The sequence below is a fragment of the Streptomyces sp. NPDC031426 genome (genome assembly GCF_055581585.1).
Genome location: NZ_JBVIJE010000029.1, coordinates 14,511 through 34,130, shown reverse-complemented (window position 1 = coordinate 34,130; position 19,620 = coordinate 14,511). Strand labels below are relative to the sequence as shown.

Annotated in this window: 15 protein-coding genes; 9 read left to right on the top strand and 6 right to left on the bottom strand. The window is 71.6% G+C overall.

Annotated features, from left to right (window positions below; genetic code table 11):
- Window positions 1-10: 10 nt before the first annotated feature.
- Window positions 11-1,207 carry an RNA-guided endonuclease InsQ/TnpB family protein gene (locus tag ACZ5NH_RS37260; RefSeq protein WP_468781706.1) on the bottom strand — a complete coding sequence of 399 codons (1,197 nt, stop codon included), beginning with the start codon at window positions 1,205-1,207 and terminating at the stop codon, window positions 11-13.
- Between the two features lie 155 nt (window positions 1,208-1,362).
- On the opposite strand from ACZ5NH_RS37260, the gene ACZ5NH_RS37255 reads away from it, so the two are divergent.
- The 6 genes from ACZ5NH_RS37255 (at window position 1,363) to ACZ5NH_RS37230 (ending at window position 7,645) form a co-directional block, all read left to right on the top strand.
- Window positions 1,363-2,529, top strand: a complete 1,167-nt coding sequence (locus ACZ5NH_RS37255) for a thiolase domain-containing protein (protein WP_468781704.1) — start codon at window positions 1,363-1,365, stop codon at window positions 2,527-2,529.
- An 82-nt stretch (window positions 2,530-2,611) separates the two neighbouring features.
- Window positions 2,612-2,854, top strand: coding sequence for a DUF397 domain-containing protein (locus ACZ5NH_RS37250; RefSeq protein ID WP_468781702.1), 243 nt, complete (start codon window positions 2,612-2,614; stop codon window positions 2,852-2,854).
- Window positions 2,855-3,042: 188 nt separating this feature from the next.
- Window positions 3,043-3,945, top strand: a complete 903-nt coding sequence (locus tag ACZ5NH_RS37245; RefSeq protein ID WP_468781700.1) for a universal stress protein — start codon at window positions 3,043-3,045, stop codon at window positions 3,943-3,945.
- A 206-nt stretch (window positions 3,946-4,151) separates the two neighbouring features.
- A complete protein-coding gene (locus ACZ5NH_RS37240; RefSeq protein ID WP_468781698.1) occupies window positions 4,152-5,414 on the top strand; it encodes an extracellular catalytic domain type 1 short-chain-length polyhydroxyalkanoate depolymerase in 1,263 nt (420 codons plus the stop codon).
- A gap of 144 nt (window positions 5,415-5,558) precedes the next feature.
- The gene (locus ACZ5NH_RS37235; protein WP_468781696.1) at window positions 5,559-6,974 is read left to right on the top strand and encodes a 3-hydroxybutyrate oligomer hydrolase family protein; all 1,416 of its coding nucleotides are present in this window, start codon (window positions 5,559-5,561) and stop codon (window positions 6,972-6,974) included.
- 173 nt (window positions 6,975-7,147) lie between these two features.
- Window positions 7,148-7,645 carry a glycosyltransferase family protein gene (locus ACZ5NH_RS37230; RefSeq protein ID WP_014670824.1) on the top strand — a complete coding sequence of 166 codons (498 nt, stop codon included), beginning with the start codon at window positions 7,148-7,150 and terminating at the stop codon, window positions 7,643-7,645.
- A 16-nt stretch (window positions 7,646-7,661) separates the two neighbouring features.
- On the opposite strand, the gene ACZ5NH_RS37225 is transcribed toward ACZ5NH_RS37230, so the two are convergent.
- Window positions 7,662-9,632 carry an N-acetylmuramoyl-L-alanine amidase gene (locus tag ACZ5NH_RS37225; RefSeq protein WP_468781694.1) on the bottom strand — a complete coding sequence of 657 codons (1,971 nt, stop codon included), beginning with the start codon at window positions 9,630-9,632 and terminating at the stop codon, window positions 7,662-7,664.
- Between the two features lie 258 nt (window positions 9,633-9,890).
- Window positions 9,891-11,036, bottom strand: coding sequence for an aminoglycoside phosphotransferase family protein (locus ACZ5NH_RS37220; protein ID WP_388634165.1), 1,146 nt, complete (start codon window positions 11,034-11,036; stop codon window positions 9,891-9,893).
- Between the two features lie 331 nt (window positions 11,037-11,367).
- On the opposite strand from ACZ5NH_RS37220, the gene ACZ5NH_RS37215 reads away from it, so the two are divergent.
- Window positions 11,368-12,861, top strand: a complete 1,494-nt coding sequence (locus ACZ5NH_RS37215; protein ID WP_468781692.1) for a DNA-binding protein NsdB — start codon at window positions 11,368-11,370, stop codon at window positions 12,859-12,861.
- 66 nt (window positions 12,862-12,927) lie between these two features.
- Here the strand turns inward: ACZ5NH_RS37215 and ACZ5NH_RS37210 are convergent, their stop codons facing one another.
- On the bottom strand, window positions 12,928-14,358 hold the full coding sequence (locus tag ACZ5NH_RS37210; protein ID WP_468781690.1) for a PP2C family protein-serine/threonine phosphatase: 1,431 nt from the start codon (window positions 14,356-14,358) through the stop codon (window positions 12,928-12,930).
- Between the two features lie 348 nt (window positions 14,359-14,706).
- Here ACZ5NH_RS37210 and ACZ5NH_RS37205 point away from each other — a divergent pair, with 348 nt between their 5' ends.
- The gene (locus ACZ5NH_RS37205; RefSeq protein WP_388634172.1) at window positions 14,707-15,123 is read left to right on the top strand and encodes an SsgA family sporulation/cell division regulator; all 417 of its coding nucleotides are present in this window, start codon (window positions 14,707-14,709) and stop codon (window positions 15,121-15,123) included.
- A 132-nt stretch (window positions 15,124-15,255) separates the two neighbouring features.
- Window positions 15,256-17,280 (top strand): phosphocholine-specific phospholipase C, encoded by a 2,025-nt coding sequence (locus tag ACZ5NH_RS37200; RefSeq protein WP_468781688.1) that lies wholly within the window; start codon window positions 15,256-15,258, stop codon window positions 17,278-17,280.
- On the opposite strand, the gene ACZ5NH_RS37195 is transcribed toward ACZ5NH_RS37200, so the two are convergent.
- Entirely contained in the window at window positions 17,270-18,304 is a 1,035-nt protein-coding gene (locus tag ACZ5NH_RS37195) for a Gfo/Idh/MocA family protein (RefSeq protein ID WP_468781686.1), read from the bottom strand. The genes ACZ5NH_RS37200 and ACZ5NH_RS37195 overlap by 11 nt on opposite strands.
- Before the next feature lie 102 nt (window positions 18,305-18,406).
- Window positions 18,407-19,501 carry a baeRF3 domain-containing protein gene (locus ACZ5NH_RS37190; RefSeq protein WP_468781684.1) on the bottom strand — a complete coding sequence of 365 codons (1,095 nt, stop codon included), beginning with the start codon at window positions 19,499-19,501 and terminating at the stop codon, window positions 18,407-18,409.
- Between the last annotated feature and the right edge of the window lie 119 nt (window positions 19,502-19,620).

The following is a 19,620-nucleotide window of genomic DNA, read 5'->3' as shown; positions in this document are numbered from 1 at the left end:
GAGGGGGATCCTACGGCTCGCGCCGTAGGGGTTTCTGCTTCGTCGCCGACTGCCCGCCCGGAGTTCTCCGTTGAGGTCTTACACCAGCTCCACAGACAGACACGGCCAGCCCGGCCGCCAGGATGTTCTTCGCCGCGTTCACGTCCCGGTCGTGGGTCGTGCCGCAGTCGCACGTCCAGGAACGGACGTTCAGCGCCATCGTGCCCTGCAAGCTGCCGCAGGTAGAACACAACTTGGAGGAGGGGAACCAGCGGTCGACCGCGATCACTTCGCGGCCGTACCACTGGGCCTTGTACTCCAGCATGCTCCGGAACTCGCTCCAAGCCGCGTCGCTGATGGCGCGGGCGAGCTTGCCGTTCTTCACCATGTGGCGAACAGCCAGGTCCTCGATCACGATCGTTTGGTTCTCACGAACGAGCCGAGTGGTGATCTTGTGCAGGTGGTCGCGTCGCCGGTCGGCGATGCGGGCGTAGACCTTGGCGACCTTCCACCGGGCCTTGGCCCGGTTCGCTCCGTCACCCTTGGCCTTGCGGGCAAGCTGCCGCTGGGCCCTGGCAAGGCGGGCGCGTTCTCGCCGCTGGTGCCGGGGGTTGGCGATCTTCTCCCCGGTGGAGAGGGTCAGGAGGTGGTCGAGGCCGGCGTCTATGCCGATCGCCGTGTCCGTTGCGGGAAGCGGCTGGAGGGAGGGGTCTTCGCACAGCAGGGACACGTACCAGCGTCCGGCCGCATCCTGGGAGACGGTCACCGTGGACGGCGAAGCGTCTTCGGGAAGCGGACGGGACCACACGATGTCCAGCGGCTCCGCCATCTTCGCCAGCGTCAGCTTCCCGTCCCGGAACCGGAACGCGCTGGTGGTGTACTCCGCCGACTTCCGCGACTTCTTCCGCGACTTGAAACGAGGGTACTTCGCGCGCTTGGCGAAGAAATTGGTGAACGCCGTCTGAAGGTGGCGAAGTGCCTGCTGGAGCGGGACGGAGGAGACGTCGTTGAGGTACGCCAGTTCCTCGGTCTGCTTCCAGGCCGTCAGCATCGCCGATGTCTGGTTGTAGTTCACCCGCTCCTGTCGCGCCCACGCCTCGGTGCGCGCCGCAAGGGCCAGGTTGTAGACCTTCCGCACGCAACCGAACGTGCGCGACAGCTCGGCTGCCTGCGCATCGGTCGGATAGAAGCGGTACTTGAACGCCCGCTTCACGCCGGTGGCCCTCATGACTCACACACTAGCCCATCAGTTTGTGAACGAGCGGGGGTAGTTGGAGGTGGACGCCGGTCCGCCCTGGCGGCGAACCGGCTTTCCTTGCCCTGCTCCGCAGGGGTTCGATTCACCCCCGCCCTGAAGGACGGGGTTTCCTCGAAGGAGATCTGATGAGCAAGGAGCCCGTGGCCGTCGTAGGCATCGGCCAGACCAAGCACGTGGCCGCCCGCCGGGACGTCTCGATCGCCGGACTCGTCCGCGAGGCCGCCCAAAGGGCGCTCGAGGATGCGGAGTTGACCTGGGCCGACATCGACGCCGTGGTGATCGGCAAGGCGCCGGACTTCTTCGAGGGCGTGATGATGCCCGAGCTGTACCTGGCCGACGCGCTCGGCGCTGTCGGCAAGCCCATGCTCCGGGTGCACACCGCGGGCTCCGTCGGCGGATCCACCGCGCTGGTGGCCGCGAACCTGGTCGCCGCCCGCGTCCACGGCACCGTCCTCACCCTCGCCTTCGAGAAGCAGTCCGAGTCGAACGCCATGTGGGGCCTGTCCCTGCCGATCCCCTTCCAGCAGCCCCTGCTCGCCGGCGCCGGCGGCTTCTTCGCTCCCCACGTGCGCGCCTACATGCGGCGCAGCGGCGCCCCCGACACCATCGGCTCCCTCGTCGCCTACAAGGACCGGCGCAACGCCCTGAAGAACCCCTACGCCCACCTCCACGAGCACGACATCACCCTGGAGAAGGTCCAGGCCTCACCCATGCTGTGGGACCCCATCCGCTACTCCGAGACCTGCCCCTCCTCCGACGGCGCCTGCGCGATGATCCTCACCGACCGCGCCGGAGCCGCCCGCGCGCCCCGGCCGCCCGCCTGGATGCTCGGCGGGGCCATGCGCAGCGAGCCGACCCTGTTCGCGGGCAAGGACTTCGTCTCCCCGCAGGCCGGCAAGGACTGCGCCGCCGACGTCTACCGGCAGGCCGGCATCGCCGACCCGCGCCGGGACATCGACGCCGCCGAGATGTACGTGCCGTTCTCCTGGTACGAGCCCATGTGGCTGGAGAACCTGGGCTTCGCGGAGGAGGGCGAGGGCTGGAAGCTCACCGAGTCCGGGGTGACAGAACTCGACGGCGACCTGCCCGTCAACATGTCCGGCGGAGTGCTCTCCACCAACCCGATCGGCGCCTCCGGCATGATCCGCTTCGCCGAGGCCGCCCTCCAGGTGCGCGGCCAGGCCGGGGAACACCAGGTGGACGGCGCCCGCAGGGTGCTCGGTCACGCCTACGGCGGCGGCTCGCAGTTCTTCTCCATGTGGCTCGTGGGAGCGCGGCCACCGGAGACCTGAAAGTCCTCCCCACGTGGCCTGTTGGGCATCGTGAGCGGTCGCTAGGCTGAGCCGCGGACGACGAACCGGGAGGAGCACGGACGTGGCCGAGACCACCACCCAGCAGAAGCCGCTCGCGGGCTGGGACAAGCCGGAGCTGGACCTCAGCAAGGCCGAGTGGCAGTCCAGCAGCCGAGGTATGGGCGATGTCCAGATCGCCTTTGTCGAGGGCTTCATCGCGATGCGCAACAGCGGCCGCCCGGAGAGCCCATCCCTGATCTTCACGCCGGCGGAATGGGGTGCCTTCGTCTCCGGAGCCCGGGACGGCGAGTTCGACCTCACCTGAGCCGACCGGGCGGCGAGACCGGCACCACCACCCGGACCGAACGGGTACCGCGCGTACTTCCGGCAGCCGAACCGGGGGTGTTCCGCGCCGATTTCCGGACACGCGACCAGCAGGACCCCGCTGGGACCCACGCCTGAGTCAGGCTGACCCCAGCAAGGGCAAGGTCGTGTTCCGAAAGGTGAGGGACGATGAGCACTGCGCCGGTCATCGCCGCGGTCGACGGCTCCGACGACAGCCTGCGCGCGCTGGAGTGGGCCGTCGACGCCGCCCGTCGCCGCGCCGCACCGCTGCGGGTGGTGCACGTGCGGCAGTACGCCGCCTGGGGGCAGGCCGATGTGCTGGTCGCCGTGGAGCCCGAGGCGGAGGGCGATCCGGTGCTGGACGAGGTGCGCAACCGGCTCGCGGAGCGCGGCGCAGGGTCCGCCGTCGAGTACGTCGCCCTGGAGGGCGTACCGGGCGCCGTGCTGCCGGAACTCGGCGCCGACGCCCAGCTGTTGGTCCTCGGCTCCCGGGGCCGCGGTGGCTTCGCCAGCCTGCTGCTCGGCTCCAACGGGCTCGCCGCGGCCCGGGACGCCGAGTGCCCGGTGGTCGTCGTACCCCGGCCCGGCCGGCAGGTGCACGGCGAGGGTCCGGCCGAGCCCGGGCCCCGGGTGGTCGTCGGCCTGCACGCCGACAGCCCCGACGAGGCCTCCCTCGCCTTCGCCTTCACCGAGGCCGCCCTGCGCGGCGCCCGCCTGCAGGTGATCGCCGCCTACCCGTGGCCGGTGCAGACCTGGTCAGCCCCCGGTCAGCTGGTGCCGCCCCAGATCGACCAGGGCGCCGTCGAGACCGAGACCCGTGCCCTCGCCGAGGGCTTCCTCGCCCCGCACCGTGAGCGGCACCCGGAGGTCCGCGCCGACGTCGAGGCACTGCCCGGTGACGCGGCCGGCCATCTCGTCGCCGCCTCCAAGGACGCCGAGCTGGTCGTCGTCGGCCGGCACCGGCGGCGTCTGCTCGCACCGGCCCGCATGATGGGCTCGGTCACCCAGGCCGTCCTGCTGCACGCGGCGAGCCCGATCGCGGTGGTGTCCCCCGGAGCGCCGGAGGACTGAGTGCCGGACGGGGCGCGGCCGGATCGGCGTAGCAGACCGCACGGCGGCCCGCAATCGGGCGGGTGCCGACCGGCACGGACACGGCTGTGGTGTCGGGGCCCATGGTGGTGACCCGCATGCCTTCGTACGGTGCCGCCACGCCCGGCGCCGTGCGCACAGCCCCGCGCACGAGTGGCCGGGACACGTGTCCCGCAAAGGAGCCGCCCATGCCACCGCCCCCGTTCGGAAGGCCGGCCGGAGCGCCGTCCCGTGCCCGCCGCCTGCCCCGTTTCCTGGCCCGTCTCCTCGCCGTCGTCGCCGTCGTCCTCGGCACCGCGCTCGCCGGTCCGCTGCCCGCCGCCCGGGCCTCCGTGACGCTCACCCAGGTGAGCGACTTCGGATCCAACCCCGGCGCCCTGACCATGTACGTGTACCGGCCCGCGTCCCTGCCCGCGCACCCGCCCGTCGTCGTGGCCCTGCACGGCTGCACCCAGAACGCCCAGGTCTACGCCGACAACTCCGGTCTGCCCGGGCTCGCCGACCGCGACGGCTTTCTGCTGGTGCTCGCGCAGACCGGCTCGGCCAACAACCCGAGCCAGTGCTTCAACTGGTTCCAGACCTCGGACAACCGGCGCGGACAGGGCGAGGCGCTCTCCATCCGGCAGATGGTGAGCCAGGCCGAGACCGCCTACGGCGCCGACCCCCAGCGCGTCTACGTCACCGGCCTGTCCGCCGGCGGCGCCATGACCGCCGTCATGCTCGCCACCTACCCCGACGTCTTCTCCGCCGGAGCGGTCGTCGCGGGCCTGCCCTACGACTGCACCAAGGACAACAGCCCGTACACCTGCATGAACCCGGGGGTCGACCTGAGCCCGGACGAATGGGCCCAGCGGGTGCGGGACGCCTATCCGTCGTACACCGGGCCATGGCCGCGCACGGCCGTCTGGTACGGCGACCAGGACACCACGGTCGTCCCGCGCAACGCCGCGGAACTGCGCGACCAGTGGACGGCCCTGCACGGCCTCTCCCAGACCCCGAGCCGCACCACGACCATCGGGCCCGACGCCACCCGGCAGGACCAGTACCTGGCCGCCGACGGCACGGTCGCCGTCGAGGTCGACGAGGTCCCCGGCATCGGCCACGGCACCCCGGTCGACCCGGGCACCGGCACGCAGCAGTGCGGCAGCACCGGCGCGCCCTACTTCGCCGCCTCCATCTGCTCCAGCTACTGGATCGCCCGGTTCTTCGGCCTGGACACCTCCGATCCCGGCGGCGGTGGTGGCGGCACGGGCGGTGGCGGCAGCGAGGCCGCCTGCTGGACGGCGAGCAACTACGCCCAGGTGCAGGCGGGACGGGCCACCACCAGCGGCGGCTACACCTATGCCAAGGGATCCCAGCAGAACATGGGCCTCTACAACACGTTCGTCACCCACACCCTGAAGGAGTCACCCACGGGTTACTACACCATCGCCGACAACGGCTGCCCCTGACATCGAGTCAGCCAGGTCGGTCACGGTCGGTCATGGTGGCCGACGACGCTACCGGGGCCGTCTTCATGGCGGCCCCACACATGTCGGGCGCACCCACCCCGCCCCTAGCCTCCAGCGCGTCCACCCACAGCCGGAGGTACCCGTATGCCGATCGCACCGCACAGACGGCCCACCCGCCGAGCCGTTCTCCCCGCCCTCTCGCTCACCGCGGCCTGTCTGCTCCTGACCACCCCGGCCACCGCGGCACCCACCGGCACACCGGACGGACACTGTGCCGGCCGCATCCACCTCCAGGTGCCCGGCGCCGCGTACCAGCAGGCCGACTGCCTGGACGAGCTGACCACCGCCGGCACCGTGGCCTCCGGCCACACGGACCCGGCCGACTACGCCGGACTCACCCCCAAGGACCTGCCCACGCCCAGCGGCGTGCCCGGCATCCAGATCGACGGCTACTTCCCCGACAGCTCCACCACCGACACGAACCACGGCTGGAACCACGACTCCCAGTTCGTCATGCGCCTGCCCGACCACTGGAACGGCGGCCTGGTCGTCGCCGGGACGCCCGGCAACCGCGAGCAGTACGCGAACGACAAGGCCATCTCCGACTGGGTGCTCGCCCGTGGCTACGCCTACGCCGCCACCGACAAGGGCAACACCGGCACCGCCTTCTACCGCGACGGCCTGCGGCCCGGAGACGCCATCGCCGAATGGAACACCCGCCTCACCCAGCTCACCCGCGCGGCCCGCGCCGTGGTCGCCCAGCGCTACCACCGGCCCCCCGCCCGCACCATCGCCACCGGCCTGTCCAACGGCGGCTACCTCGTCCGCTGGCAGCTGGAGAACCACCCCGAGCTCTACGACGGCGGAGTCGACTGGGAAGGCACCCTCTGGCGCACGGACGGCCCCAACCTGCTCACCTTCCTGCCGCAGGCCCTGCGCCACTACCCCGCGTACGCCGCCGGCGGCCCCGGCGCCGCCGAGGCCGAGGACGCGCTGCACCGGGCCGGCTTCCCGGCCGGCTCGGAGTTCCTGTGGCCGTACCACTACCGGGTCTACTGGGACCTGACCCAGCGCATCTACCGGGAGGAACTCGACCCCGGCTACGACGGCGCCACCGAGGCCGGCACCCCGTTCTGCGCCTCCGGCACACCGGGCTGCGACGCCGACTACGACTACGCGTCCCGGCCCGCGGCCGTCCACCGCGCCGTCGACCGGATCGCCCTCACCGGACGCCTCGGCAAACCGCTGATCACCATCCAGGGCACCCTCGACGTGCTGCTGCCGATCAGCCAGGACTCCGACGTCTACGCGCGCATGGTCCACGCGGCCGGCCGCGGGGCCCTGCTGCGCTACTACCGCATCGAGGACGGCACCCACACCGACTCCCTGGTCGACGCCTTCCCCGACCGACTCCGCCCGATGGTCCCCTGCCACCACTCGGCCTTCGAGGCCCTGGAGGCCTGGATCACCGGCAGGGCCCTCCCGCCCGCCGACCACACGGTCCCACGCCCGCCAGGCGCCCCCGCATCCACCCTGCTCACCAACTGCCCCCTGAGCTGACCGGCGGAGCCCCGAGGGCGCCCGAGGCGGCGCCCCAAAGGGGCGCGAGGACCTGCGCGACCAGCCACAACGAACCCGCAGCCGATCGACGGCCCCATCACGGCACTCCGGAGCAACGGCACTGTCGGCGGAGCCGCTCCGCACTTCCGGCGCACCCCACGTACCATGGCCGCATGTCGTTCCTCCGCCGCCGCAGCGCCACCCCCGCCGGACCCGATTTCGACGTGCTGGCCATGGACCCGGGCGACTGGCCGGGCAACCTCGGCGCGGGCCTGCTGCCCGCGCCCGACGGCACCTGCCAGGGTGTCTTCCTGCGCTACGACCTCTTCGGCGGCCGCGGCCCCGCCATGATCATCGGCAACCTCCCCGAGGGCTCCCCGGCCCGCGATGTCGCCGAGGGCGAGATCCCCTTCGAGGTGGGCCAGCTGCTGCTCGCGCTGGAGAACGACGAGGAGGTCACGGTCGTCGGCGTCGAGGACACCCCGGTCCTCCAGGGCGACAACCTGCTCATCGTGCGGCGGTTGAAGCTGTCCGAGTCCCGGATCTCCTGCGTCCAGTTCGACCGCAGCGACGGCGTCCTCGTCACCATCGCGGCCTGGGACCGCCCCATCACCGACGACCTGTACGCCCTGCTGAAGCCGCTCCCGGCGGAGCTTTTCCAGCAGGGCTGAGGCCGCGCGGCCGTGCCTAGCCGGCCGAGCCTTCCAGGGTCACGTCCGCGGCGCGGACGAATTCGACCCGGTGGCCGTACTGGATCTCGTAGTACAGGTCCTTGCCCAGCACGACCCGGTGCGAGTCGGTGGTGAAGGTGACCGAGTAGTAGTACTCGCCCGGCACCTCGTCACCGACCACGTACTTCTGTCCGGCCGGGATCGTGTACGGCAGCGGGACGACCGACTGCGCCGGGACACCCGCCGGGTACGCGTCCTTCTCCGGGTAGGCCCTGCCGTACACCGGAATGCTCGCCAGGCCGTCCTTCGGGGTGATCACCAGTCCCTTGGCGGGCACCGCCGTCGGAGCCTTGACCGGGTTCTGGAACCAGGCCTTCTGGCCCAGGTACCAGATCGCGGTCCAGCCGCCCCAGCGGTCCGCGACCGCGTACTGCTGTCCGGTGGAGACCCGGGAGGACAGGTCGTTCACGTCCTCGGTCGGGTCCTGCTTCAGCCCGATGTCCTTGATCAGCGGCGCGTTCACGTCGTGGTCCGAGTACAGCCGCACCTCGCTGGAGCCGTGCGCCGTGCACGCCTCGCCTCTGGTGGTGCAGCCCGTGTAGGCCGGCTGGTTCGCGGAGTAGTCCGGCAGGATGGTGACCAGCCCGTTGTGCTTGCCGCCCGCGCGCTTGAAGGGGTGGCCCAGCAGCTGGAAGTAGTGCCGCCAGTCCCAGTACGGACCCGGGTCCGTGTGCATACCGGGAATCGTGGACGTGGTCGGGCCGGGCACGTTGTCGTGGCCCAGGATGTGCTGCCGGTCCAGCGGGATGGCGTACTTGGCGGCCAGGTACCTCACCAGCCGGGCCGAGGAGCGGTACATCGCCTCCGTGTACCAGGCGTCCGGATTGGCGAGGAAACCTTCGTGCTCGATGCCGATGGACTTGGCGTTGACGTACCAGTTGCCGGCGTGCCAGGCCACGTCCTTCGCCTTGACGTGCTGGGCGATCAGCCCGTCCGTGGAGCGGATCGTGTAGTTCCACGACACATAGGTCGGGTCCTGGATCAGGTTCAGCACCCCGTCCCAGGCGCCCTCCGTGTCATGGACGACGATGTACTTGATGCTCTGCGACACCGGACGGTCGCCGAGATCGTGGTTGCCGTAGTCGTCGTTCCCGAACTGCGCGTACGGCGCCCAGACCGCCTCGCAGGACACCGACTTCGGGCACTCGACGCCGTCCGTGGGCAGTGTGCCCAGCCCGGTTCGCCCCAGCTGCGCGGTGTCCGCCGTCAGCCCGGGCTGTGCGGCGAGCGCGACGAGCTGGCCGTCGTCCGTGACGCGTTCCTCGCCGGTGTGCAGGACGTCGTACACGTCGTCGGCGTACGCGGCCGCGGTCGCCGTGTCGTCGGCGCCGGAGAAGCGGGCCACCGCGCCGTACCAGTCGGCCGGGTCGGCGCTCAGCGGCTCGCCGAGCTCCTTCTGCGCGGCGGCGAGCAGGGCGGCGCCGCCGGCCACGTTCGCCGCCGGGTCGGTGCGCAGTTCCTCGGCCGGCAGCCCGGTCAGCTGTGCCGCCTTCGGCAGCGTCTTCAGGCGGGCCGGTAGCGCGGAATCGGCCGGCACCTTGATGTCCGGGTGCACGGCCGCGCGGGCGGCGTCGCCGCGGGCGTCCTCGGCGCCCTCGGCGTAGTGCTCCGTGGCGGCGATGGCGGTGCGGGCGTCCGTGAGGTGCATCGGACCGTAACCGCCGGACACGCTGGGCGCGCCGGCGTGCCAGTCCCAGCGGGACTGGAGGTAGGAGACGGCCAGCAGGACGCTCTGCGGCACGTGGTACTCGGTAGCCGCGGTGGCGAACGCGTGCTGCAGCCGGCCGGCGGAGGTGTCGGTGCTGCTCTGGGCGGGGGCCGCGCCGAGCAGCGGCAGCAGCAGGGCCGCCGACGCCAGCGGGACGGCGGCCCTGCGCAGATGTCTGTGGCCGGGTGTGGACGTGGAATCGGTGGCGGAACCTCGCAATGCGGCCTCCTGTGACGGGTGGGCGTGGCGGGGCGTGCGGCGCGGAGCTGGGTCAGTGGTACCGGCTTGCCGACGATCCGTCAATCATGCCTTCACCGTGGCGATTTCCCACGTCACGGAGGTTTTCGGCGAGTTTCGCCGCGACGGCGCGCGGGCCTGCGGGGCGTCACTGGCGTACACCAGTGGCCATGGGAGCCCGGACACACGAAGGCCCGCGGTGCGCCGCCGCTCTGGCGCACCGCGGAACCGTCGTCCCCGTCAGCGAGTACCGACCGCCGCTCGGACGGCCTTGCGGGCCATCTGGCAGTCGTCGTGCAGCCGCCTGAGCAGCAGCCGCTGTTCCTCGCCGGACGGCGCAGCACCCGGGTGGGCCATGCCCGGTGCCGCCGGGGCCACCTCGTGCATCGAACGCTGCACGGCGGTCTCGTAGGTACGGATCTCCCGGGTCAGCACCAGCATCAAGTTCACCAGGAAGGCGTCCCTAGAGGCCGGGCCCGCCGTCTGGGCGATCTGGCTGATCTGCCGCCGGGCCACCGGCGCGTCCCCGAGCACCAGCCACAGCGTCGCCAGGTCGTACCCCGGCAGATACCAGCCGGCGTGCTCCCAGTCCACCAGCACTGGACCGGCCGGTGACAGCAGGATGTTCGACAGCTGGGCGTCGCCGTGGTTGAACTGGAGCATGCCCTGCCGGCCCACCTGGTGGGCGATGCCGTGCAGCAGTTTCTGGAGGTCGCCGAGGTCCCGGTCGGTGAGCAGGCCCAGCTCGTGGTACCGGGAGATCCGGGCGCCGTAGTCCAGCGGCATGTCGAAGGTGCCCGCCGGTGGCCGCCAGGCGTTGAGCCGGCAGATCGCGCCCAGCGCGGCCCGGATGTCCGGGCGGGGCGGCACCTCCACCGGATGGCGCTGCAGTGCCGCCACCCGGCCCGGCGCCCGCTCGATGACCAGGGTGCAGTTGTCCGGGTCCGCCGCGATCAGCCGGGGCACGCGGACCGGTGGCCGGTGCCGGACGAACGAGCGGTATGCAGCTATTTCGTGGCGGATCCGCTCGGCCCAGGCGGGCGAGTGGTCCAGCAGACACTTGGCCACGGCCGTGCCGCGCCCCGCCGTCCCGACGAGGAGGACGGACCGTCCGCTGCGCCGCAGCACCTGCACCGGGGTGAACTCCGGGCAGATCCGGTGCACCGATGCGATCGCGGTGCGCAGTTGCGCGCCCTGGGGGCCGGACAAGTCGAGTCTCCCGCTGAGCGGTTGGGTACCGGCCTGGCCCGGCACCCGCCGGAGCCGGCCCGCGACCGGCACGGGGCCGCCCGGACGCGCCGCCGGGTCCAGGTACGGCCCGCCACCCGCGGGGCGGGAGCGCAGCGGCCGGGGCGGGGCGGACACGGAGGACGATGCTGCGTACATGGGAGATACAGATCCCTTCGTGTGCCTGCGGTGCCTGCCTTTGGTGCGTGCTCGGGGCACATGCGCGGCGCCGGAGCGCGGGGGAGCCCGTACTCCGTTCGCATGCACTGCGAGCGAGCGCCTGCCCGCCCCGGTCGCCCGGGTGCACCCTGGGGAATGCACCCGTCAGCTCGGCGAGCCGAGCGGCGACCGGGTCGGGGTGGCGCGTTCCTACTCGACACCCGATGCCCAGTGGCACACCATCTGGCGGACCCTGGCGAACCCTGGCGAATAGTCGCCCGGCAACCCGCACCGGGCTACTGTCAACTCAGCCGAGAACCTGGGGGCTTACGTGAGCGGACAACCCAACACCCGCCTTGCGGACCTGTTCGGCCTGGCCGGCTGGTCCAAGGGGGAACTCGCGAGGCTGGTCAACAAGCAGGCGGCGGCCATGGGCCACCCCCAGCTGTCGACCGACACCTCCCGGGTCCGTCGGTGGATCGACATGGGAGAGATCCCGCGCGATCCGGTACCGCGGGTGCTGGCGGCCCTGTTCACCGAGCGTCTCGGCCGTGTCGTGACCATCGAGGACCTCGGTCTGGTACGGCACGGGCGTGCGGGGAAACGGCAGGGCGACGGGATCGAGGAACATCCCGACGGCGTGCCGTGGGCGCCCGAACGTACCGCCGCGGTCCTCACCGAATTCACGGGAATGGACCTCATGCTCAACCGACGCGGCTTGGTGGGCGCGGGTGCCGCGCTCGCCGCGGGATCCGCACTCAGCAGCGCCATGTACGACTGGCTGCACACCGACCCGGCCCTGAAGGCCGACGCCCCCGTCCTCGACGACCCCCTGCACGCCGACCCCGCTGGGTTCGACCGCTATGAGGCCGCCCCCATCGGGTCGCAGGAGATCGAGGAACTGGAGCGCTCGGTCGAGGTGTTCCGAGCCTGGGACGCGGCCCGTGGCGGCGGGCTTCAGCGCAAGGCGGTCGTGGGCCAGCTCAACGAGGTGGGCGGCATGCTCGCCTACCACCATCCACCCCATCTCCAGCGGCGCCTGTGGGGCGTCGCCGCCAACCTCGCCGTCCTCGCGGGCTGGATGTCGCACGACGTCGGCCTGGAGCCCACGGCGCAGAAGTACTTCGTCATCGCCGCCCATGCCGCCCGCGAGGGTGGAGACCGGCCGCGCGCCGGTGAAGCCCTGTCCCGGGCGGCCCGGCAGATGGTGCACCTGGGCCGGCCCGACGACGCCCTGGACCTGATGAAACTCGCCCAGTCCGGCGCCGGCGACCGCCTGCAGCCGCGTACGAAGGCGATGTTCCACACCATCGAGGCCTGGGCGCAGGCCTCGATGGGCAAGGGCCGGGCGATGCGCCGCACGCTGGGTCAGGCGGAGGACATGTTCGTCGCCGACCGGGGCGACGGGGAACCACTGGACTGGATGCAGACCTTCAAGGACGAGGATCTGTACGGCATGCAGGCCCTGGCCTACCGCACGCTGGCCGAGTTCGACCCGAGCGCGGCCGCGCACGCCCAGCACTACGCGGAGAAGGCCCTGTCCCTGCGCGTCGACGGACGGGAGCGCTCGAAGATCTTCGACCATCTGTCCATGGCGTCGGCCTGCTTCATCGCCGACGACCCCGAACAGGCCGACCGCTACGCCCGGCTGGCCCTGATGTCGATGGGCTCGAACTCCTCCCGTCGCACCTGGGACCGGCTGCGGCAGATGTACCGGCTGACCGCGGAGTACTCCGGCTATCCGAAGATCCAGGAACTGCGGGAGGAGATCCGGCTCGCCCTGCCCAAGCCGAGGGCCAAGGGCTCCGGCAGCGCACAGGCGTGAGCGCACAGGCACAGGGCCCGTGCGCCGGATTCCGCCGGTGATCTCAACTCAGTCGGTGATCTCAACTCATGTGGTGACCCTGGCGACGAGCACACAGGCGTCGTCCTCGCGTCCGGCTCCGTCGAACTCCTCGACCAGCGTGCGCACGCAGTCCTGCGCGGTGCGCGCCGCGCCGAACCGCGGGGCGAGGTCGAGCAGGCGGTCCACGGCCGAGTTCGGGCTGTGCCCCGGCACCAGTCCGTCGGTGTGCAGCAGCAGGAGGTCGCCCGGCCGGAGGGTCTCCTCGGCCTGTCCGTAGACGGCGCCCGAGGTGGCGCCGAGCAGGACGCCGTCCGGTGCGTTCAGCATGCGCCCCGTCCCGTCGCGGTACAGCAGCGGGGCGGGGTGTCCTGCCTGTGCCCAGACCAGGGTGCGGGTCTCGGGCCGGTAGCGGCAGCAGACGGCGCTGCCCAGGGCGGGCTGCACGGTGGCGTCCAGTAACTGGTTGAGCATGCCGAGCAGTTCACCGGGCCGACTGCCCGCCAGCGCCATACCGCGTACGGCACCGAGCAGCATCGCCATCCCGGAGGCGACGGCCACACCGTGCCCGGTGAGGTCGCCGACGCTGAGCAGGGTCTCGCCGTCGGACAGTTCCAGCGCGTCGTACCAGTCGCCGCCCAGCGGTGTGCTCGTCGCCGCGGGGAGGCGGCGGGCGGCGAGGTCGAGGGTGCGTGGCCCCTGGTGCGGGAGCCGCAGGGAGCCGCGCCAGGGCGGTAGCACGGCTTCCTGCAGCTCGGCCGCGATCCGGTGCTCGGTCTGCTCCTCCCGGCGGTGACGCCGCAACGAGTCACGGGTCTCGCGCTCCGTCGTCCGGCAGCGGCGCAGTTCGCTGACGTCGCGCAGCACGGCCCACATCGAGGCCGTGCCGCCGTCGGCGCCGAGCACGGGTTCGCCCATCATGTGCACCGCCCGCACGGAGCCCTCGGGCCGCAGGACGCGGAATTCGCCGTCGATGGGTTTGCCGTCGACCAGGCAGTCCGTCACCATCGCGGTCAGTTTCGGCCGGTCCTCCTCCACGACCAGCGAGGGCAGCTCGTCCAGGGTGAGGGCGGGGGCGTCCGGGTCCAGGCCGAGGATGTGGTACAGCTCCCCGGACCAGGTGGCCTCGTCCGTCAGCAGGTTCCACTCCGCGCTGCCGACACGGCTGAGCAGCGAGCCGCTCGGGGCGGCGGCGGGCGAGGGCCGAAGGGCGGGCGCCTCGGCCGGTCCGGCCGGCTCGGCCGCCGGTCCGTCCCGAAGCTGGGCCAAGTGGGCGTCCACGTCTTCAAGTTGGTGCAGTGCGAGGTCGTACAGGGCGCGCTGCCAGCGTTCCTCCGGGTCCGCACCGTCGCTCCGGGTGTCCCGCCGTACCGCGTCCACTTCGCCCTTGAGCCGCCGCGTCTGCTTTATCAACGCCTCCACCGAGCCGGGTCCGGGTGGCTGGGCGGCTGGGCGGTCCGCGGAGACTTGGGACGGCATGACGCACTCCGTTGGGGGACGAGACGGCCGGGGAGGACGGGGGGACCGTTACGACTCTCGCACAGCCCGCGACGCGCCGTAAGGGATTTGGCAACACACGATACGGTGGTGCTTCCGGCATATGCCAGAGTCTTCCCGGAGTGATCCGCGCGCACGAATGACGTACGCGCGGTGTGGTCCAAGTCGTAGGAAAACTACGTGTGTTGTCCCGTCCGGACCGCTTTCCCCCCGGCGCTCACGCGAGTGTTCGTCGCATCCACGTTCCAGTGTGCGGGAAGCGTCCTGTACCTGTCGAACTCTGACCGGATTTCGCGGCATGCGAGAGGCCTTCGCAGACTCCATTAAGGCATGGACGCCATCACTGTCGAACAGCCCGCCCAGGCCCGGCTCATCACCGCCGAGGACCAGGAGATCCCAGTGTCCGCCACGCTGCGCTATACAACGGACGACCCATTGGCCGTCTTCGTGGACTTCCCGGCCGAGGCCGCGCTGGACGGCGAGGAGGTCACCTGGATCTTCGCGCGCTCCCTGCTCGACGAGGGGCTGCGGGCCCCGGCCGGCCACGGGGACGTCCAGATCTGGCCGTACGGCCGCACCCGGACGGTTCTGGAGTTCCACTCGCCCCACGGTCTGGCCCTGCTGCAGTTCCCCGCTTCGGCCCTGCGCCGCTTCCTGCTGCGCACGTACGGGGTGGTGGCGGCCGGGCAGGAGGACCTGGCCGGAGTCGTGGAGCGGGGGCTGGGCGCCCTGTTCGGCGGGGTATGAGACGGGCCCCCGGGCGACTTTGACTTCTGTTCACCTTTGCCTCACCGCCCCGGCATGGACCCTGACGATCGCCGCGGGCACCCTGGCGCGCGGCGTGCCGCAGGGGCACCGAAGGCGACAAGGACGAGGCGAATGACACCGATCAGCCGAAGAGGCTTCGTGGGGCTCGGCGCATCCGTGGCGGCGGGTGTGGCGCTGGGCGGCGCAGGCGTGCGCACGGCAGCGGCGGCCACCACGGCGACCGGCACGATCAAGGACCTCCAGCACGTGGTGATCCTCATGCAGGAGAACCGCAGCTTCGACCACTACTTCGGCCGGCTGAAGGGCGTGCGCGGTTTCGGCGACCGCAGCGGCATCACCCTCAGCGGCGGCCACCCGGTCTTCGACCAGCCGAACGGAACGGGCCGTCAGTACCCGTGGAAGCTCAGCGCCACCCCGTCCGCCGGCGGCAAGGACGGCGAGACCCTGGCCCAGTGCAACGGCGACCTGCCCCACTCCTGGTCCTCGCAGCACTCCGCCTGGAACAAGGGCCGCATGGACAACTGGGTCGCGGGCGTCGGCAACGTCCGCTCGCTCGGCTACCTGGACCGCTCCGACATCCCCTTCCACTACGCGCTCGCCGACAACTACACCATCTGCGACGCCTACTTCTGCTCCACGCTCAGCGCCACCGGCCCCAACCGCACCTATCTGTGGAGCGGCAAGGTCGACTCCTCCAGCTACGACGGCGGCGACGAGTCCGGCCTGACCTGGCAGAACTACGCCGAGGCGCTGCAGGCCGCCGGAGTGACGTGGAAGGTCTACCAGAACGCCGCGGACAACTACGGCGACAACGGCTGCGCCTACTTCAAGAACTTCGCGAACGCCAAGCCGGGCGACCCCTTGTACGACCGCGGCATGTCCTCGGTGCCCAAGGTGACCGGCTCCACCCCCGACGACATCGCCGCCGCCATCAAGGCCGACGTGCTCGCGGGCACCCTCCCGCAGGTCTCCTGGGTCGTCCCCAACCAGGCCTTCTCCGAGCACCCCTACGCCCCGCCCGGCGACGGCGCCCACTTCGTCAACCTCGTCTACCAGGCCCTCGCGGCCGACCGGGACGTCTTCGACTCCACCGTCCTGTTCCTGAACTACGACGAGAACGACGGCTACTTCGACCACGTGCCCCCGCCGGCACCGCCCGCCGGAACGGCCGGCGAGTTCCTCAACGGGGTGCCGTACGGCTTCGGCTTCCGCGTCCCGATGCTCGTCGTCTCGCCCTGGACGCGCGGCGGCTGGGTCTCCTCCGAGGTCTTCGAGCACACCTCGGTGCTGCGCTTCCTGGAGACCTGGACGTCCGCGCTGGGCAAGCCCGCCAAGTGCCCCAACATGAGCGACTGGCGGCGCAAGGTCAGCGGGGACCTCACCGGTGTCTTCGACTTCGCCAACCCGGTCTACGGCACGGTCTCCCTGCCCGCCACCAGCGTCATCGGCATCGACATCTGCGGCCCGCTGCCCAACCCGGTGCCGACCGACAACGCCCTGCCCACGCAGGAGTCCGGCACCCGCCCGGCCCGCGCCCTGCCGTACCAGCCGAACGGCTACCTGGACCACCTGGAGTTCGACGCGGCCGGCAAGATCCTTGCCTGGTTCACGATGACCAACCAGGGTGCCCCGGCGTCCCGCGCGGCCCACTTCTCCATCCACCCGAACGCGTACCGCGACACCACGCCCTGGCAGTACACGGTCGACGCGGGCGGCACCGCCTCCGACTACTTCAACGTCGGCACCGGCTTCGGCGGCGGCAAGTACGACTTCACCATGATCGGCCCCAACCGCTTCCTGCGCCGCTTCCAGGGCGACGCGACCAAGGCGGGCAAGTCGGCGGAGGTGAGCACCCGTTACGGGGTCGAGCCGGGCACGGGCAAGCTCGCGATCTACTTCAAGATGGCCAACTCGGGTTCCTCATCCGTGAAGTTCACCATCACCTCCAACCACTACCGCAGTGACGGCCCCTGGACCTACACCGTCGCCGCGGGCGCCTCGACGGAGGACTACTTCAACGCCGTCGCCTACCAGAACGGCTGGTACGACTTCACGGTGACCGTCGACTCCGACGCGACCTGGTCGCGCCGGTTCACCGGGCACCTGGAGACGGGCGCGGCGAGCGTCAGCGGCTGACCCCGGCGCAGGGGCCGTACAGGTCCGGGCGCGGGGCGAGGTCGACGGTCGTACGGCCGCCGGTCTCCAGCGCCCGGACCCCCGCCTCGGCGACGACGGACGCGGCGTAACCGTCCCAGGCGCTCGGACCGGTGACCTCGCCGCGCCGAGTGGCATCCACCCAAGCCTGCACCTCGCGGTCGTACGCGTCGGCGAACCGGACGAGGTAGTCCTGCGCGACCTCCTCGCGGGCGCCGCCAGCCGTGGTGACCACCATGGTGTGCTCGTCGCCGATCCGCGCGCTGCCCCGCTCGCACACGGCCTCGCAGCGCACCTGGTAGCCGAAGCCGCAGTTGACGAAGACCTCCACGTCGACCAGCGCGCCCCCGTCCGTCTCGAACAGCAGGAACTGCGGGTCCAGCAGCCCTTCGGGGGCGTCCGCGGACGGCCTGGGACGCAGCACGGTCACCGCCGTCAGCTCCTGCCCGAGCAGCCAGCGGGCCGCGTCGATCTCGTGCGAGACGGAGCTGTTGATCAGCATGGCGCTGGTGAAGTGGCCGGGGGAGGAGACGTTGCGGTGGGTGCAGTGCAGCATCAGGGGGCGGCCCAGACCGCCGCCGTCCAGCAGCGACTTGAGCCGGCCGTACTCGGTGTCGTAGCGGCGCATGAAGCCGATCTGGGCCAGCCGGCGGCCCAGTCCTGCCTCCGCCTCCACCACCCGCAGCGCACCCGTGGAGTCGGGCACCATGGGCTTCTCGCACAGCACCGGCAGCCCGCGGGCGAAGGCGGCGAGGAGGGCCTCCTCGTGGGCGGGCCCGGGGGAGGCGATCAGCACGGCCGACACGCCGGGAGCGTCGAGCGCGGCCACGGGGTCCTTGTGCACGGTCACTCCGTCGAGGCCGGCCGCGGCTTTCCCGGCCCGCTCGACATCGGGGTCGGCCACCGCCGCGACCCTGGCTCCGCTGACCACTTGGTCGAGGCGTCGTATGTGGTCGGCCCCCATGTGTCCGGCACCCAGTACGGCCACTCCCAGCAGGTCACCCATGTGCGCGCTCCCTTACGCCGACGATCACGCCGTAGCGTACGCCGGGCAGGGAGCGCTGCCGGGGGGGCCTCGGACCTGGGGCGTCCCAGACCCGGGGGTGCCTCAGTACCGCAGCACGCCGGCGATCCCGTTCGCGTCGCCCAGCGTGCCGTCCGGCACGAAGCGGACCTCGGCGCCGGTCTCCAGACACTGCTCGACGATCTCGTCCACGATGTCCTCGCGGGCGTCCAGGTCGCCGGGCTCGGCCGGCACTAGGTGCTCGCCCAGGTCACTGGCGGTCGCCCGGAAGTTCTCCTCCACGGCGAGCAGCCGGATCCGGCCGTCGCGAGCACTCTGCCACAGCTCGTCCAGACCGGCCGCGTAGGTCTTGTGGCCGCGCGCCGAGGTCAGCTCACGGACCACGGCCGTGGTGTCCTTTCGGGTCTCCTCCTCCAGCACCGGCCGCAGCGCCTGCCACACCGCCTCGGGACCGGCGTGCGCGAGGCCGCCGCGCGGGACCAGGGTGGCCTCCTTGGCCGTGCTGCCGACCTCCTCCAGCAGGGACAGCGCCGCCTGCTCGCCGGTGATGTACAGCGGCCGGGGCTGGTCGCGCAGGAGCGCGGCCATGGCGGTGTCCGCCTCGCGCAGGAAGTGACGCGTGCCTTCGTCGCGGAAGGCGCTCGGCTGGTCGCCGATCTGCATCTGACGCTCCGCGTCGAAGTTCTCCTGCCGGCGCTCCAGCGGGAAACCGCCGGACGACTCCGCCACGACACGGCCCTCGCCGCCGCTCCACAGGGTGACGCGGTCCGCGGAGACCGCCAGCGCCCAGAAGGGCCGTTCGGCGGCCTGCGCGGCGACCAGGTTGCGGGTGAGGAAGGTGTCCGAGAGCACCACCCGCTCGGGGACGGTGCGGGCCAGGGACCACACCTGGTGCTCGCCCGGGGCGGCGAAGATCACCAGGCCGTCCTCGGCGTGTGCCAGGTCCACCTCCCGCAGCGCCCGGTCGAGCTGCGCCACGACGTCGTTGCGCCGCTCACGGGTGACGGCGGGGTCGGACTCCAGGCGTTTTCGTGCCTCGGTGACGACATTGCGCAGCCGGACGGGATCCTGCTCGTTGTCCGGTTCCCGGCGGTGTGTCGGGGTCAGCACGGACACCGCCGGGTACGGGCGCGGGCGCCGCAGTTCGGCCAGCATTGCGGGACTCAGTGCGTGCTCCATGACAGCACGATAGGGCGGATTCACCCGTACGGCATTCGGGGTGTCCCGGCCTCGGTTTCCGCGGTGAATTCTCCCGTTGAACCGGTGACGCGGTGCCCCGCGGGCGGTTACCGTACCGG